Origin of the sequence: Microcoleus harperi Pol14_C6 (assembly GCF_036701295.1) — a bacterium.
In the GTDB taxonomy this organism is placed as follows: Bacteria; Cyanobacteriota; Cyanobacteriia; order Cyanobacteriales; family Microcoleaceae; genus Microcoleus.
Genome location: NZ_JAUBQN010000066.1, coordinates 1 through 16059, shown reverse-complemented (window position 1 = coordinate 16059; position 16059 = coordinate 1). Strand labels below are relative to the sequence as shown.

Below are 16059 nucleotides of genomic sequence, written 5' to 3'. Positions count from 1 at the left end.
GATCGCGTTTGAGCCAGTCGTCGAGGACATCAAATATGCCTCTTTCGGTCTGGGCGCGTCCGACTGCGATTGTCATTGGGGTAAAATCCTTTTGCTTGTTAAAAGACCAAGGTTTCTAATTAAAGTTAACATAACTATATATTAGAAGTTCATAATTTTTCAACATAATTAGCAGGAGTTGATACACAATGCCGATCGGTCGATCGCGATCTCGTCAGCGAAGCGTGACGCTCGGTGGGCTAATTGAATTAAGATTTGGCTTTAAGGCTGTTTAATTTTATGACTGCAAAAACAATGACCTCGATCGATCCTGTCCTGCGCTACCCAGTTTTGGGTTCCCGCCGCTTCAGCAATTACTGGTGGGCGACGGTGGTCAGCATTGGAGGGACTGGTTTCCTGCTGTCGGGCATTTCCAGCTACTTGCACGTTAACCTGCTTCCTTTTGCTGACCCGACTCAGCTTGTTTTCATCCCCCAAGGCATTGCGATGGGTTTCTACGGTGTCTGTGGCGTGCTTTTGGCGCTTTACCTGTGGCTGACTATTCTCTGGGATGTCGGTGGCGGTTACAACGAGTTCGATCGACAAACTGGTAACATTCGGATCTTTCGCTGGGGTTTTCCCGGCAAAAACCGCAAGCTTGATTTTACTTGCAAGACATCGGACGTGCAATCTGTGCGGGTGGACATTAAAGAAGGCCTGAGTCCCCGTCGCAGTATTTATCTTAAGCTCAAAGACCGCCGTCAGTTTCCCCTGACTAGAGTCGGACAGCCGATTGCTTTGTCGCAAGTCGAAAATCAAGCGGCCGAATTGGCTCGATTTTTGCAAGTTCCCCTAGAAGGACTATAGGGATTTGCGATTTGCGATTTTAGATTGGTAATGTCTCGTAGGGTGCGCAATGCGCACCCTATCGATAAATATTGGGTGAGCACGAAGCGGTGCAAATTATCCCTGGTAAATCGATAAGTCTAGGGTGCGCATTGCGCACCTTACATCATTGAGTGAAAGTGATAGTGAAAATACAAATGCAAATGCAAGTCAAAATTCAGCGGTGGTTGTTCTCACTTTTAATAATTGGCGCGTTGTTTGTCGGAGGATGCGGTAGTTCTCCTGTGGCAAACTCGACTCCGACATCGAATCCGGCGTCGGGTGAAAATATTTCTTTGTCTCCGTCTCCTTCTCCTGCTGCTGTAGCCGCGAGTTCGCAATTTAGCAATTTGCCACGATTGGAAGGAAAAGCAACGGTGGTAATGACGGTTAAAGGTGCTCCAATTACGATCGAACTCGACGGCAAAAATGCGCCAATTACTGCGGGCAATTTTGTCGATTTGGTACAGAAAGGTGTCTACGACGGATTGGTTTTTCACCGAGTCGTGCGGGAACCTCAGCCTTTTGTAGTTCAGGGCGGCGACCCCCAGGGCAAAGACCCTAAATTCCCTACAGCGCGACTGGGAACTGGGGGTTTTATTGACCCAAAAACTTCTACCGAACGCAGGATTCCTCTGGAAATTAAAGCTAAAGGTGCTGCCAATCCGACTTACAGCCAAACGCTAGAAGAAGCTGGGGTTAAGGAGAAACCCGTGTTGGTGCACAGTCGCGGGGCTGTTGCTATGGCTCGCTCGCAGAGTCCTGATTCGGCTTCTTCTCAGTTTTATTTTACTTTGACCGATGTACCGTTTTTGGACGGCAGCTATGCGGTTTTTGGGTACGTGAAGCAAGGGATGGATGTTGTTGATAAGATTGAAGCGGGCGATCGAATAGATAAAGCTACGGTTACTGAGGGTTTGGAAAATTTTAAGCCTATTCAGTAGTCATTAGTCAGTCGTCACTCGTCAGATCAATTCCGGTTGCACGATCGAGATGATTGTTTAATGTTGACGGTTGACTCGATTTTATTATTCCGATGCAACCGGAAATGATATCACTCGTTGGTCGTTGGTTAATAGTTAATAATTAGTTCCAATCATAAATAACTTAATAACTGATGACTAATGACTAATGACTAAAAATTTGGGAATCTGAGGGCAGATGTGGATGTTGTTGTTACGGGAATTGGCCTGGTTTCTGCTTTAGGCACTCTGGATGGTAGCTGGAAAAGATTGTTGTCTGGGGAATCAGGAATTCGGCAACATCAACCTTTTATAGAACTTGAACGGCAACCTTTGGCTTTAATAGGGACAAAACCTGTCGATTTAATAACTTTAACTCGGCAGGTTCTAATAGATGCTGTGCAAGATGCTAATTTGACTTTGCCTTTGCCTGATTGCGGAATTGCGATCGGTTCTAGCCGAGGTTTCCAGGCAAATTTGGAACTGTTGGCAAGCGAAGGAAGGAGGAAGAGGGAAGAAGGAAGGGAATTCCCGATGCCCAATTCCCGATGCCCGATGCCGAATTCGCAATTCCCGATGCCCGATGCCCAATTCTCAATTCCCACTTCTCAATGGGTGAATTTTTTGCCTCACATGGGGGCGATCGCAGCGGCGAGGGCAATTGGTTCGACGGGGCCGGTATTGGCACCGATGGCTGCTTGTGCGACGGGTATTTGGTCGATCGCCCGCGCTGTTGATTTAATCCGTACCGGTGAGTGTCAGCGGGCGATCGCAGGTGCTGTCGAAGCGCCTATCACACCGCTGACTCTGGCTGGATTTAGCCGGATGGGTGCTTTGGCAAAAAATGGGTGCTATCCCTTTGATGAAAATCGGGAAGGCTTTGTGCTCGGTGAAGGCGGGGCTTTATTTGTATTAGAATCCGCTCAATTGGCAAGGCGTCGTGGTGCTAAAATCTACGGTCGAATTTCTGGTTTTGGCTTGACAAATGATGCTTGCTATGCTAACGCACCGGATCAGGGGGGGGAAAGTGCGATCGCGGCGGTAAATCAATGTTTGAAACGCAGTAATTTAGCAGCGGTTGATATAGATTTTATTCACGCTCACGGTACTGCAACTGAGTTAAATGACCGACACGAAGCACTGTTAATTGAGAAGTTATTTCACCGAGGAGTTGCTGTTAGTTCGACTAAGGGGGCTACGGGTCATACTTTGGGAGCTTCGGGAGCTTTGGGCGTGGCTTTTTGTTTGATGAGTATTAAATATCAGATGTTGCCGCCTTGCGTTGGAATGAAAAAACCGGGGTTTGAATTAGATTTTGTTCGCTGTGCGCGATCGGCTATTGTCAGAAATGCGGTTTGTTTAAGTTTTGGCTTTGGCGGGCAGAATGCTGCGATCGTTTTATCGGGCGATCGTTAATTTTTGTAAACTCGGTCGATCGGCTTTTAAATTACACGATATCTCTACAGTTAAAATCTTCTCAGGTGGCAGGAGAACCCAGCCGCAGATCTAATTTATATCTCAAAAATACTACAATATTTATGTATTTTAGTCAATTAACTGAGAATTGTGGTGAGATTACTGCTGCTGCTATGCTAGTCTGGCTCTGCATCCCGACGCCGATCCTTGCGTCCCAGCCTGGGAGGTCAGAAAATAGAGGCAGATTCAAGCAGTATTGTATTTGATTAACGTACCGATCCCGATCGGCGAAAATAGAAGAAAGAAACTGTTTCAATTAAGTTTCAGGTATCTTAACATGGATCTGGCATTTCATCGATTTATGTCTTATTTTGAACCAGAGCAAGCTGCTCACCTCTGCCAAATAGCTGTTTTGGAGAGTTTTGATGAGGAAACGCTGGTTTTTGAAGAAGGAGAAACAGCGGATTTTTTCTATCTAGTTTTAGAAGGTAAAGTCGAGTTTAGCAAGCGGCTTGAAAACCATAAATATCAAACTGTTGCTGTGGCTAAGCCAGACGATTATTTTGGCGAACTCGGAGTTTTAGACGGAGAGCCACGCAGTGCTAGAGCTGTGGCAGTTGCAGGCTCGACTTTGGCGAAAATAGGCCGTAAAGAACTAATAACAACTCTCCAGTTTGCTAAAGGCAGTTCGGTACTGCAAATGTTTAGTTTCATTACTAAAAATTTACGGGATACCACGGATCAATATGTTAGCCAGTTGGTACACAAACAAAAAATGGTATTAGTAGGAGAAATGGTGAGTACAATTATTCACGATTTTAAAAGTCCTTTTACCGGAATTAAACTCTCCACTGAAATGCTCAAAGAAATGCACGACGATGAGGAAACTCAGGAGTGGTGCGAACTTATTCAATTGCAGGTTCAGCGAATGTTGGGGATGGCTGAAGAAGTATTAGAGTTTTCGCGCGGTAATTCTGTATTACATAAAAAACCCATTAATCTAATTCAGACGTTGCAACAGTTTGAAAAGTTGAACAGAGTTTATTGTGAAGCAGCAAAAGTAGATTTAGCAGTACGGGTGACAGAAGTCATCGTGGAAGCGGATGAAAATAAGATTTTGCGCGTTTTACAAAATTTAGTTGGGAATGCTGTTGAGGCTTTTGGCGGCAGAGGGGGTCGGGTGGAGATTGCCGTGGCACAAAGTGAGGAATGGGCAGAAATTAGCATTTACGATAACGGCCCGGGCATTCCGCCGACAATTAAGGAAAAGTTATTTGAACCGTTTGTAACTTATGGCAAGCGGACTGGTACTGGGTTGGGAACGGCGATTGTTAAGTCGATCGTTGAGGCTCACAAAGGAAAAATTACTTATGAGTCAGAGGACGGTAAAGGCACAACTTTTTACATCCGCTTGCCTAAAATCATGGCTTGATCAGATCAAATTTAAGGGGTACAAAGATATATTTAGGACTTTTCCAGTAAGCCTCAGAGACTTGGTTGATGAGTAGATATCTTGTTATAAAACAATATTTTCCTAATAAACCTGGGTTTAAGAGCGTAAGTCCTAATACTGTGCAAGGAGTTACAGAATCAAGTATAATTCAATTAACAAACTGCTAAAAATTTGATGCCAGTTACTATTCAAGCCTTACCCACAGAAGTTATCAATTTAATTGCCGCCGGTGAAGTCATTGACTCGCTCGCCGCAGCGGTAAGAGAATTAGTTGAAAATTCTCTGGATGCTGGCGCAACTCGCATCGTTGTTTCTGTGTGGCCGGAACAGTGGCGGGTGCAAGTTGCAGATAATGGTACGGGAATGGATTTGGAAAATTTGCAGCAGGCGGCTTCGCCCCACAGTACGAGCAAAATTACCACTGAAGCGGACCTTTACAAAATTGATACTTTGGGATTTCGTGGGGAAGCTTTGCACAGTCTAGCTCAGTTGGGCTGTTTGGAGGTTTTGAGCCGATCGAATGATTTGGGATTGGGGGATTTTTCGGAAAATCGAGAGTCGGCGCAAACCCCCGCCAAATCTTCCTTTAACAAGGGGGGAGTTGAAAATGCTCGATCGGGCTGGCGGGTGGTTTACAACAATGCAGGCGTTGCTGTGGAGGTGGAAACAGCGGCGATCGCTCCGGGTACGGTGGTGACTGTTGATAATTTGTTTGGCAATTGGCCTGTGCGCCGCAGTTTTTTGTCGCCTACACAGCAAATGCGCTCGATCCAATTAACTCTTCAGCAAATTGCTATTTGTCACCCGCACGTTAATTGGCAGTTGCGTCAAGGAAACACGCCTTGTTTGCACGTAACTCCTGGTAGCACAGCGGAACACATTTTACCTCAATTTGTGCGCGGCGTGCGTGCGAGCGATTTGCAGTATTTAAAGTTAGATTTGCCTGCCAGTCCTGCAAATAATAAAGCAGCAAATTTAGTAATAGAAACTCAACTTGTTGGAGCTACAGTTAAACCTAATTACCAATTACCCCTTGCCAGTTCCCAATTCCCAATCCCCAATTCCCAGCGTTTGGAGTTAGTAATTGGTTTGCCCGATCGCTGTCACCGCAGGCGGCCGGATTGGGTGAAGGTTGGGGTAAATCGGCGAGTTGTGCGATCGCCCGAATTAGAGCAAACTATTCTCAGCGCCTTTGCCCGCACTTGTCCGCGCGATCGCTATCCCGTGTGTTTTGTCCACCTGCAAATCTCCTCCTCGGAAATCGACTGGAACCGCCACCCGGCTAAGGTGGAAATTTATCTGCACGATCCGAGTTTTTGGCAAGAACAAATTAGTGCGGCAATTGCTCGCGCTTTGCACCTGAACGATGAAGTTTTGCCGCCTGCCCCAATTCCCGATCGAGTGGGAAAATTGCTGAAGGCATCGGAACAAAAAAGTGCTTACAGTGTCGGGATTTCGGCTAGGCAGAATGAGGACGGCGGCGAACAGGAAAAAGCTAATAAAGTAGGATTGATGGAATTGAGGGCGATCGCTCAAGTTCACAATACTTACATTGTTGCCGAACATTCCAGCGGAATGTGGTTGATAGAACAGCACATCGCTCACGAGCGCGTTTTGTACGAGCAATTGTGCGCGGCTTGGCAGCTAAAATGTCTAGAAAAACCCGTGATTCTCAGTCAATTATCTGCACTGCAAATAGAGAATTTATTCCGCTTGGGTTTGGAAGTAGAAAGTTTTGGCGAACAGCTATGGGCTGCCCGCGAAGTTCCTGAATTGTTAGCCGATCGAGATGACTGTGCAGATGCGCTTTTTGAACTCAGTAAAGTCGCAGATTTACAAGCGGCTCAAGTTGCGACTGCTTGCCGCAGTGCTATGCGAAACGGTACTCCTTTAAGTCTTTCGCAAATGCAGAATTTGTTAGATGAGTGGCAGAAAACTCGCAATCCGCGTACTTGTCCTCACGGCCGCCCTATCTATTTTGCTTTGGAAGAATCGACTTTGGCTCGGATTTTTCGTCGCAGTTGGGTGATTGGCAAAAGTCACGGGATTTGAAAGTTTATTTGACATGAGATGGCGTTCACCTCAGTCTGGCTTGATGCCCAAAAAATATATCGTGAAGCTTTATTAAAAATAGTGGCTGATTTATATGAAAAAACTTAGAATATATTAAAATTTAAATAATGCACTTTTTTTAATATCTTTGGGGCAACAGGCAAGATGTCTGTTCCACAAGAAAAAATGCCTTTATTAGCATAAAAAAGGTTAATTATACTACCAAAAATTTCGGTCGATCCGAATAATCTTTTTTGTGGAACAGGCATCTTGCCTGTTCATGGTATGGGTATAAAATGTCAATTAAACATAAATCAATAATAAATATGGATTTTTCGATCGCCCGACAACTCTTTTATCAAGAAATAAATCAGCCGGATGGCTCGATAGACCTGGCGAAAGCTGCCCTTTACATGGCTTTGGAAGAATACCCGAATTTAGAACCCGACGAGTATCTCAACGCTCTCGACACGATCGCAGATGAAGTGCGCGATCGCCTGCCGGCACAGAATTATCCTCTGCGGATTATTCAAACTATTAACGCCTATTTGTACGGGGAGTTGCAGTTTGCGGGCAATGATGCTGATTATTATGACCCCCGCAATAGCTTTTTAAATCAAGTGATCGATCGCCGTACTGGCATCCCGATCTCTTTATCTTTGGTGTATTTGGAGGTTGCTAAGCGCATTGATTTTCCGATGGTGGGAATTGGGATGCCGGGACATTTTTTAATTAGACCGGATTTTGAAGATGCTGGTATTTTTGTTGATGCGTTTAACGGCGGCGAGATATTATTTCCTGAAGATTGTCAAGGGAGACTTTCTCAAATTTACGGCCAACCTATGAAGTTGCAGCCGGCTTTTCTCGCCCCGGTAAGTCGCCGACATTTTTTGGGGCGAATGCTGGGAAATCTGAAGGCGATTTACTTGCAGCAGCGAGATGCTGTGAGGGTACTCTTGGCGATCGAACGGATTTTGCTGCTGTTTCCCGATGCGCTGGGTGAACGGCGCGATCGCGGAATTCTATATTATCAACTGGGACGCTTGACCGAAGCGCGCCACGATTTGGAACTATACCTGAAAAATGCTCCGAATGCTGAGGATGCTGTTATAATTCGCCAATTGCTCGATCGGCTCGATCTAGATCTTTGAACTTAAATTCGCTATATGTCGCACAGCACACTATAAGACATCAAAGTGACACTCAATAAACTGCTGCCCGACGACCAAATTTCGCTTTTATCATTTTTGCAAAGGTATCTAAAATTGTCAAAAGATTAACTATAACATATTAATTCCCAATTAACACCTATCTTTTGATAGGTTGAATTTGCTTGACTTGACTGTAGAATCATAGGTCATTTACGGAAATTCCGATGCGACTTTCCCGACTGATACCCGCACTGACGAGCTATCTAAAAAGTATTTTGACGTAAAGAGGCAAAAACTCATGAACTTTCAGTTTCAACAAGGTTATCTCAACGGAATGCAACCGCTGTCAGCCCATTTAACCAAAAGAATGTCAAAGTCTTTATCTTTAGGTTTGGCGCTTTTGCTGGGAACAAGTGCAGTATTCCTAAGCAGTAGCAAAGCCTTTGCATTAGATAATGTTACCGTAAAATACGGTGCTGTTGACGTAACATTACCGATGAGCGACTTGCAAAGCTTTGCACAAACCGGTCAAGCATCATCTCAACTGCAAAGCGTTCTGAGTCTTGCGAAACAAACTCCCGAGTCGGTGCGGGAAATATTAACGCGAGAAGTGCCTTTAGATTCTCAATTAGTAGCGCGGCTGGCAAGCACTTATTTTGGGGAAATTGTTTTCAAACAATTGGGGGAGGTTGCTTATGCGCCGGCAACTCGGCTGCAAAGCGCGCCGGCACTCCGCGATGCTTTAGTCGCAGCTTCCAAAGATGGCAAAATATCGCTGATTGAAGTGATGCAAAACTACAGCCCTGCTGCCTTAGAAGTTGACGGCAATCAAGCGATGGTGATCTACGAGCGAGTGATTAAAGATGTGCAAGATTTGCAAGCATTGTATCAGAATTCCCCGGCTTTGCAAAATACGGCTAATCAAGCCGTGAATTCGGCAAGAGAAATGATTTGTCAGCCCAATCCATCGGGAAGTGCGAAGTAAATAACTCAACTTGAGGGAATGGGGAATTGGGAAGTTGGTGCTTTTTTTCCTATTAGCTTTTGGTTTTCAGCTATTACAAATTACCCATACTTCGGCTACGCTAGGGTAAAAGTTCCCAATTACCCCTTACTCATTATACATTACCCATTTTTTGAGATAATTGCTCGGCTACCCGCTTGAGGCGGCGGAGTTGGTCTTTCATATCTTTTTCTGTCCAAGGGGCTGCAAAACGATTGAAACCAAATCTAATTAAACGATTGGGAATTTGAAATTCAAAGCGGTTAATCAAGAGAGTTCCTTGGATTTGCGGCTGGCATTCCCAACGATCGCATCCTTTGAAAAATCCGTCAAACCCCCACACAATTAAACCGGGTTGTCGCTCCAACACAACACTCTCCAAAGTGGGTTGCAAAACGGGAATTTTTATGATAAATAAGCTACGACTTCCTACAGCAGTATCCCATTCGCCCTGGGGATCGCAGCGCAGCAGGGGATTGAGCCACTTGTGCATTAAAGTGCGATCGACTATACACTGCTCCACCAGAGTAGCAGCAGCGCGAATTTCAATGGATTGCTCGAAAACTTGACGAATTGACATGAGAACCTGCAACAAGAAGGGTATTACAAAACTTTGTTTACTTGATAGTCATTTATTTACTTGTACCGTCAATTTTTCCAGAAATTAAAAGATTGACACACTCATAAATACAGTGTATCATCTTGAATTAAACTATATATACCAATTATGCAGCTAGTCGAAAGGCACGTCTTTAAACCAAATCATAGGTTTTATCGAGAAGCCGATCGACTTTCTTGGCTGTGCAAAAATCTTTACAATAGCGCTAACTACATCTACCGTCCAAACTTTTTCGCGAGCCAAGAAACAAACGCTCTAGCTGTCGATCGCGCGCTTAAAACAAGTCTTGATTACACAGCACTGCCCGCAAAAGTAGCACAAAGCACGCTCGGCTTAGTCCTCAAAGCATGGACTAGCTATTATCTGTGGGTGCGAAACTATCAGAAAGACCCAACTAAATTTCAAGCAACACCGAAAATCCCTCATTATCAAGGTTCAAGAGAGCGAAAAATAGAGGACGGGGGCTATTTAGTTGTATTTAATTGTCAAGCTATCAGTAAAAGATCCTTAAAAAAAGGATATGTTCCCCCCTCTGGGACTAATATTTGGTTGCCCTCAAGAGTCACCTCGATTCGGGAAATCCGGATTGTTCCCACAGTAGGTTGTTATGTGGTCGAGGTGCTCTATGAGAAGTTAGAACAGCCTTTACAAGTTAATCAGAGAGTAGCTGCCATAGATTTAGGATTAAACAATCTGGCAACATTAACCTACAATGTTCTTGGGTTAGTACCCACAATCTACGGCGGACGGGCTGTTAAGTCAACCAATCAATACTGCAATCAAGTTTCAGCGCCATTGAAATCATTGCTGCCCACAGCACAAAAAAACAGTAAAAAACTTGCCAAATGCTGGCACAAGCGTAACTGTAAAGTGGATTATTACTTCCACACGACGAGTTCCGCAATTATTAAAGAACTCGTCAATCATCAAATGGGCTTGCTGGTTATAGGCGGAAACCAGGATTTTAAAGAGGGGATTAATACTGGTTTGATTAAAAATCAAAATTTTGCCTGTATTCCCCAGCGCCGATTTCGGAAAATATTGCAGTACAAAAGACAACTTGCGGAAACTCAAGTTGGGTTAGTTGAGGAGAGTTACACATCAAAATGTTCAGGTTTGGATTTGGAACCAATTCAACAACATTCCGACTACATTGGCAGTAGGGTAAAAAGATGATAGTTCAGAACCAAAACTGGAGGATTCATAAATGCCGATGTGAAAGGTTCTTGGAATATTGGCCCAAAAGCAGTCGGAGATGGGTTGATCCCAAATTCGATAGAGGGTTTTGTAGTTAACCCAGTACGATTAAAAGTGTACAAACATTAAATTTAGGCGATGTCTAGATTTTTTGGAACTATTATTAAAGTTTCGTCTTCTCCTTGTCAAATCTGACGTTAACCTGAGAAAAAAATGAATGAAACTTGGCAAGAAATAACTCAACCCATATCGGGCCCCATAGCGGCGTTGTCCGATCGCATTTTGTCCCAGGCCCAGCCCGGGAATCCGCTGACAGATGCAGAACGTGGAATTAACAATTTCATTCAGGGCTCAAACATTGAAAATCTCATCTGGGCCGTCGGTATCCTGCTCATTGGCTTGATAGTATCAGCCCTCGTGTCTTCTGTAGTCGGGGGATTGCTCAAGAAGACTACGATCGACAATCGGCTGGCTGCTTGGATTACAGGCCGCCCAGAAGGAACTGGAGCCCCGCAAGTGGAAAAATGGATTTCCGCAGCGGTGTTCTGGATCATTTTTGTCTTTTTCCTAATTGCCTTTTTCAACCGCCTGAATCTAACGGCTGTCTCGCAACCCCTCAATACTTTTCTCAATCAAATTACCGGTTTCTTGCCGAAGTTAGCCGGCGCGCTAATTTGGTTGGGGATTGCTTGGGTGTTAGCAACTGTCGCCAAAATGGCCGTATCGCGGGCGATGCGGGCTTTTAGCGTGGACGAGCGCTTGAATCAGGAAGTGGGCGCTGCGCCCACTGAGCGCCCTTTGCTGCTGAGCGATACTGTGGCGAATGCGCTGTACTGGTTCATTTTTCTGCTGTTTTTGCCGCTGATTCTCGACTCGCTGGAAATGCAGCAGGCTCTGCTGCCGGTTAATAATTTACTCAACCAAATTCTGGCGGCTATTCCCAAAATTCTGGAAGCTGTGCTGATTGGGTTTGTCGGCTGGCTGCTGGCTATGGTGGTGCGACGGATTGTCACAAATTTGTTGGCTGCTGCTGGGGCGGACAGTTTGGGCGCTCGGTTTGGAATTTCGCGGAATTCGGGCGGACAATCGCTGTCGTGGATTGTCGGGACGATCGTCTATGTTTTGATTTTGATTCCAACGGCGATCGCAGCTCTGAACGCTTTGGACATTCAGGCGATTTCGCAGCCGGCAATCGCGATGCTCAACGACATTTTGGGCGCGGTTCCTAAAATCTTCACTGCAGCGCTGATTCTGGCGGTTGCTTACATTTTGGGACGCTGGGTAAGCGATTTGGTTACTAATATCCTGACCGGAATTGGCTTTAACAATGTCTTTTCTTGGTTGGGAGTGCAGCAACCGAAACAGCGGCTGCGGCTACCGCCGAGTTCGATCGATCCCGACGCAACGATTCTTCAAGAACCGGAACTTCCGGCCCGCACGCCTTCGGAATTTGTCGGCATTGTGGTGCAGGTGGGCATCATGCTGTTTGCTGTGGTGGCGGCTACCGATGTGCTGCGGATTCCAGCACTGACGGCGATTGTTAGCGGTATTGTCCTGGTTGCAGGTCGGGTGCTAGCCGGTTTGGTGGTATTTGCGATCGGCTTGTATTTGGCGAATCTGGCGTTTAGTTTGATTGCCAGTTCTGGAACTCGCCAAGCGCGGCTGTTGGGCCAAGCGGCTCGGATTGCGATTATTGCCTTTGTTTCGGCCTTGGCGCTGCAACAGATGGGCATTGGCAGCGATATTGTCAATTTGGCTTTCGGGCTGCTGCTTGGGGCGATCGCAGTTGGCATTGCTCTAGCTTTTGGTTTGGGCGGGCGCGAGATTGCGGCCGACCAAATTCGCGAATGGTTAGCGTCGTTTAAACAAGATAAGACGCCACGTTTGTAATTCTATAAAATGGCGTTTGTCAAGTACAAACGCCATTTTTTTTTGATTAATTTCATTGTGAGTGAGGGTCCCGAAGCAATCGCAAAGCCTTGGAATTTGAGGATACAGCTATAGACTGTTTGGCAGCAGAGATTGATTTTTGTTTCTGGGCCGATGCCCCTAATTGAGAATGTTAAGAGCTGCGTCGCCGGCCTAAAACAACAAAACCTTCTCATAGAGAAGGTTTTATCACAATCGGAGCGGCGGGATTTGAACCCACGACCCCTACTACCCCAAAGTAGTGCGCTACCAAGCTGCGCTACGCCCCGACAGCTTTAACAGCTTAGCATAGAATTCCCGAAAAAGTCAAAAAACTTTTAAAACTTTTGCGGCCTGCACCAAAGTCCGAACCGCAGCCGCGGGCCAAAAACCCTCGCACCTTCGGCCAGCATTCAAGATCAATTGCACGCTGTAAGCTTCTGGATATCCTTCCACCTGGACCCACAGCAAGTCGCTTTCGGCTTCAATGGCGATTTTTTCCTCGTCCATTAACTCAGAGGCCATTTGACTCATTGTGCCGGCTAATTGCCCCAACAATCGGCAAAAATCGTTCAACTCAGCCTCCGTGAGTTCGATCGCCCAACCGTCGCCAGCCACCAAACCCTGAAACTCCTCCACTTCCGGGTTCCATCCCAAACGCCATCCGCTACCAGTCTTAATTATACGTTCCACCATTGAGAGATTTTAGATTTTAGATTTTGGATTTTAGATTAGCAGGACTTATATCAATTCTGGTTACAGGGGAATAGTCAAATGCAATCAACAGTCAACAATCACAGATTGTGCAACCCAAATTGATAGAATTTATCTGCATTAATCTGTGTTGCTCTGCCCTCATCTGCAGTCAAAAAAAGATAATATATTAACCCCAGATGACAAGGGATTGAGGCTGATTCACGCCGATGAAGAGAATAGAGATAGGAATAATTCCGATGCTAACAGATTTGATATTACCCATAAATATGAAATAAACCGGGTTTTTTACCATTTTCAAAGGCCCGGATGCAGTATTTCCGTAAAACCCGATTTCTGCATTCCTGAGTATTACGGTAGCAGCAACTTCGCATCTCCCGGCTGCGGCTGCGGTATTTCCGGCGAATTCGATCGCCCTTGTGGTTTTTCTCCCGTAGCAGGTGTACGCCCACGCCCGGAATTCTCAGTAAAAACATCAACCAAAGCTTGAACTAAAGCATCCCGCTGTGCTCTATTTAACCTCTGAATAGCAGCACGATCCTGTTCCATTGGATTTGATCGCAAAACGTCCTTTCCCGGATAAACGCTTTCCACCAAATAATCTGGAGTCGCCCCCAGATAGTCAGCTAAACTTAACTTCCAATCAAAGCGGTAATTGGGCGGCCGTCCTTTGACAAATACGTGATATCGAATCAACCGCCCGACTAAAGTATTGGTAGGATCGACTTTTCCAGTTTCCTTGGAAATATAGTTATTTTCGATCGGGAAATCCGGCAATTTTTCGTACACCAATTTCCACGCATCTTGCACCCTCACTTGCGGCGCAGATTGTTGAGCGACCCGCTGCACTGAGGAAGATTCAGAAGTCCGCAGCAGCGAAGGTTCCAAAGCCGACAGACTCAGTTCGCCCGATTCCAATACCCAACTCAAAAGCGTGAAAATAGCCACACTCAAAGTAACAAAAAGAAAACTTAAGCCCTGCTTTAATCTATTCACGGTTTTGACAAAAATTTGAGAAATAGAATAATTTCATAAACTTAGCCGTAAGCAGATGTCCTAGTTTATAATTTTACGATTTACGATCGTTAACCCGGTTTTATTGAAAAATCAGAGGTTTCTTAACGAGGGAACTAGGAATAAACCGGGTTTCTCGTCACCCGCACCCAAGTCTAGTTTGACAAAGTTTTGAGTTTTGAGTTGACAAAAACTTTGGGTAATTCACCACTCAAAACTCAAAAATCCCGAAGCCTAGATATCTCCGATTATTTCCGGCTGAGTCAGTTCGTCCGACATCTCAAATATCGCCCGCATTACAGGTTTCATTTGATGGTCGTCCATATTGTCAAAATCTTCATAACGACGGCGTTTTGCGCGGTTCGCTACCTGTACCGTAATCCGATAGCGGTTGGATGCACCGTTAATCAACTCTTCCGCGCGACGGGTTAGCTGAGTTGAATCGAAGGGTTGACGCTTAGCCATGAGACTACCTACTTTATGTAATGTTACATTCTAGTCTAGTATGTCAAGATTCATAATTTATTAACTGAGTATCATTGCTTATGCAGGTAGCAACAGCCTATTCCTTTGGTCACTTGCATCGGGGAAATTCTCATCCCCTCAAATTGGTTGCTTTCGGTGACAGCTTAATCTACGGTTTCGGTGACGGTGTAGGCGGGGGTTGGGTGGAAAGATTGCGGCGCCAGTGGATGTTACCGGAGAGTGCAGGACACGTTTTATACAATTTGGGCGTTCGGGGCGATCGCACCTATCAAGTCTCCCAGCGGCTCGAAAACGAGTTTCGCCACCGTGGCGAGCTCAGAAACCGCGTCCCGGATGCGATTATTCTTTCCGTAGGCCTCAACGATTCGGCGAGAGTGCAGTCGCCTACCGGGCGCAGTTATACTGATTTTGAACATTTTAAAACTGTTTTGGATAATTTGTTAAACCTGTCCCAACAACTTTGTCCGGTGATATTTGTCGGGATGGTGCCGGTGGATGAAAGTAAAATGCCTTTTCAAAATTGTTTGTATTACAGTCATGCTGACCAATATCGCTACAAGGAAGCAACGAAATTAGCTTGTCAGTTGCGGGGCATTCCCTATTTAGATATTTTTGATAAATGGATAAATCGGGGTAGTGATTGGTGGCGATCGCGCCTGATTGCAGACGGACTTCATCCCAATGCAGCGGGGTATCAATCTTTATTTGAAGATGTGACCAGTTGGGAGCCGCTCGCCGCTATTAGTCAATAGTCAATAGTCATTAGTCATCAAAGCTAAATTTCGCGGCATTCTGAATGGGCACTTAGCCTCTAGATTGAGCGAAATTGATTTGACTTGCAACGCTCAAACGGAACACGCTCAAGCGAAAACTCAAGAAACACTAAAAAGTAACACTCGGTACTTAAAATGGCAAAATTATCCAAAAATTCCCCAGTTAGTCTAGATGCACTTATTCCCAGAGACGCATTTGAAATTAAAGATCAGCCCGAACGCAATATGGGAAGAAGTATCCTCACTATAGGTATTCGCGATCTAGAACAAAGTTCTTTCTTCTATCCGTTTTTGCGAAAACCGGATTTTCAAAGAGAAACTAATGAATGGGATGCAGCAAAAATATGCGAGTTTATTGAAAGTTTTTTAGATCAATACTCCGGACAGTTTTTAAATAGGGATGCTTACGCAATAAAGCACAGAAGCGAAAAAACTGAGTGCTATCTG

At 45.3% G+C, this 16059-nt stretch carries 14 protein-coding genes, 1 tRNA gene and 1 pseudogene; 11 read left to right on the top strand and 5 right to left on the bottom strand.

The features are described from left to right. The first annotated feature begins 279 nt into the window (after window positions 1–279). The 7 genes from QUA27_RS25980 to QUA27_RS25950 all read left to right on the top strand — a co-directional run bounded on the left by QUA27_RS25980 (window position 280) and on the right by QUA27_RS25950 (window position 8883). Complete coding sequence (locus tag QUA27_RS25980; RefSeq protein WP_333071776.1) at window positions 280–846, top strand: photosystem I assembly protein Ycf4; 567 nt, start codon at window positions 280–282, stop codon at window positions 844–846. 176 nt (window positions 847–1022) lie between these two features. Then, on the top strand, window positions 1023–1808 hold the full coding sequence (locus QUA27_RS25975) for a peptidylprolyl isomerase (protein WP_445251550.1): 786 nt from the start codon (window positions 1023–1025) through the stop codon (window positions 1806–1808). Between the two features lie 219 nt (window positions 1809–2027). Then, a complete protein-coding gene (locus QUA27_RS25970; RefSeq protein ID WP_333071774.1) occupies window positions 2028–3242 on the top strand; it encodes a beta-ketoacyl-ACP synthase in 1215 nt (404 codons plus the stop codon). Between the two features lie 337 nt (window positions 3243–3579). Further along, the gene (locus QUA27_RS25965) at window positions 3580–4674 is read left to right on the top strand and encodes an ATP-binding protein (protein WP_333071773.1); all 1095 of its coding nucleotides are present in this window, start codon (window positions 3580–3582) and stop codon (window positions 4672–4674) included. Window positions 4675–4869: 195 nt separating this feature from the next. Further along, on the top strand, window positions 4870–6747 hold the full coding sequence (mutL, locus tag QUA27_RS25960; protein WP_333071772.1) for a DNA mismatch repair endonuclease MutL: 1878 nt from the start codon (window positions 4870–4872) through the stop codon (window positions 6745–6747). A 326-nt stretch (window positions 6748–7073) separates the two neighbouring features. Next, window positions 7074–7898 (top strand): SirB1 family protein, encoded by an 825-nt coding sequence (locus tag QUA27_RS25955; RefSeq protein ID WP_333071771.1) that lies wholly within the window; start codon window positions 7074–7076, stop codon window positions 7896–7898. Between the two features lie 298 nt (window positions 7899–8196). Next, window positions 8197–8883: an alpha/beta hydrolase gene (locus QUA27_RS25950; RefSeq protein ID WP_333071770.1), complete on the top strand. Its 687-nt coding sequence runs from the start codon at window positions 8197–8199 to the stop codon at window positions 8881–8883. 133 nt (window positions 8884–9016) lie between these two features. Here the strand turns inward: QUA27_RS25950 and QUA27_RS25945 are convergent, their stop codons facing one another. Beyond that, complete coding sequence (locus QUA27_RS25945; RefSeq protein ID WP_333071769.1) at window positions 9017–9481, bottom strand: SRPBCC family protein; 465 nt, start codon at window positions 9479–9481, stop codon at window positions 9017–9019. Between the two features lie 147 nt (window positions 9482–9628). Here QUA27_RS25945 and QUA27_RS25940 point away from each other — a divergent pair, with 147 nt between their 5' ends. Next, entirely contained in the window at window positions 9629–10696 is a 1068-nt protein-coding gene (locus tag QUA27_RS25940; RefSeq protein ID WP_333071767.1) for an RNA-guided endonuclease InsQ/TnpB family protein, read from the top strand. A 234-nt stretch (window positions 10697–10930) separates the two neighbouring features. Beyond that, window positions 10931–12607: a mechanosensitive ion channel gene (locus QUA27_RS25935; protein WP_333071764.1), complete on the top strand. Its 1677-nt coding sequence runs from the start codon at window positions 10931–10933 to the stop codon at window positions 12605–12607. A 234-nt stretch (window positions 12608–12841) separates the two neighbouring features. Here the strand turns inward: QUA27_RS25935 and QUA27_RS25930 are convergent. The 4 genes from QUA27_RS25930 to QUA27_RS25915 all read right to left on the bottom strand — a co-directional run bounded on the left by QUA27_RS25930 (window position 12842) and on the right by QUA27_RS25915 (window position 14818). Next, window positions 12842–12915 (bottom strand) — tRNA-Pro (locus QUA27_RS25930). Between the two features lie 37 nt (window positions 12916–12952). Continuing rightward, complete coding sequence (locus QUA27_RS25925; protein WP_333071761.1) at window positions 12953–13321, bottom strand: DUF1818 family protein; 369 nt, start codon at window positions 13319–13321, stop codon at window positions 12953–12955. 369 nt (window positions 13322–13690) lie between these two features. Continuing rightward, entirely contained in the window at window positions 13691–14287 is a 597-nt protein-coding gene (locus QUA27_RS25920; RefSeq protein ID WP_333071759.1) for a hypothetical protein, read from the bottom strand. Between the two features lie 300 nt (window positions 14288–14587). Further along, window positions 14588–14818, bottom strand: coding sequence for a DNA-directed RNA polymerase subunit omega (locus tag QUA27_RS25915; protein WP_333071758.1), 231 nt, complete (start codon window positions 14816–14818; stop codon window positions 14588–14590). A gap of 80 nt (window positions 14819–14898) precedes the next feature. Here QUA27_RS25915 and QUA27_RS25910 point away from each other — a divergent pair, with 80 nt between their 5' ends. Together QUA27_RS25910 and QUA27_RS25905 are read left to right on the top strand one after the other, a co-directional pair. After that, the gene (locus tag QUA27_RS25910) at window positions 14899–15591 is read left to right on the top strand and encodes a GDSL-type esterase/lipase family protein (RefSeq protein ID WP_333071756.1); all 693 of its coding nucleotides are present in this window, start codon (window positions 14899–14901) and stop codon (window positions 15589–15591) included. Window positions 15592–15747: 156 nt separating this feature from the next. After that, window positions 15748–16059, top strand: a pseudogene (locus tag QUA27_RS25905) (hypothetical protein); the annotation flags it as partial.

Coding starts and splice junctions, on each gene's coding strand:
- QUA27_RS25980 (WP_333071776.1), top strand. CDS start 280: ATGACTGCAAAAACAATGACCTCGATCGATCCTGTCCTGCGCTACCCA.
- QUA27_RS25975 (WP_445251550.1), top strand. CDS start 1,023: ATGCAAATGCAAGTCAAAATTCAGCGGTGGTTGTTCTCACTTTTAATA.
- QUA27_RS25965 (WP_333071773.1), top strand. CDS start 3,580: ATGGATCTGGCATTTCATCGATTTATGTCTTATTTTGAACCAGAGCAA.
- mutL (WP_333071772.1), top strand. CDS start 4,870: ATGCCAGTTACTATTCAAGCCTTACCCACAGAAGTTATCAATTTAATT.
- QUA27_RS25955 (WP_333071771.1), top strand. CDS start 7,074: ATGGATTTTTCGATCGCCCGACAACTCTTTTATCAAGAAATAAATCAG.
- QUA27_RS25950 (WP_333071770.1), top strand. CDS start 8,197: ATGAACTTTCAGTTTCAACAAGGTTATCTCAACGGAATGCAACCGCTG.
- QUA27_RS25945 (WP_333071769.1), bottom strand. CDS start 9,481: ATGTCAATTCGTCAAGTTTTCGAGCAATCCATTGAAATTCGCGCTGCT.
- QUA27_RS25940 (WP_333071767.1), top strand. CDS start 9,629: ATGCAGCTAGTCGAAAGGCACGTCTTTAAACCAAATCATAGGTTTTAT.
- QUA27_RS25935 (WP_333071764.1), top strand. CDS start 10,931: ATGAATGAAACTTGGCAAGAAATAACTCAACCCATATCGGGCCCCATA.
- QUA27_RS25925 (WP_333071761.1), bottom strand. CDS start 13,321: ATGGTGGAACGTATAATTAAGACTGGTAGCGGATGGCGTTTGGGATGG.
- QUA27_RS25915 (WP_333071758.1), bottom strand. CDS start 14,818: ATGGCTAAGCGTCAACCCTTCGATTCAACTCAGCTAACCCGTCGCGCG.
- QUA27_RS25910 (WP_333071756.1), top strand. CDS start 14,899: ATGCAGGTAGCAACAGCCTATTCCTTTGGTCACTTGCATCGGGGAAAT.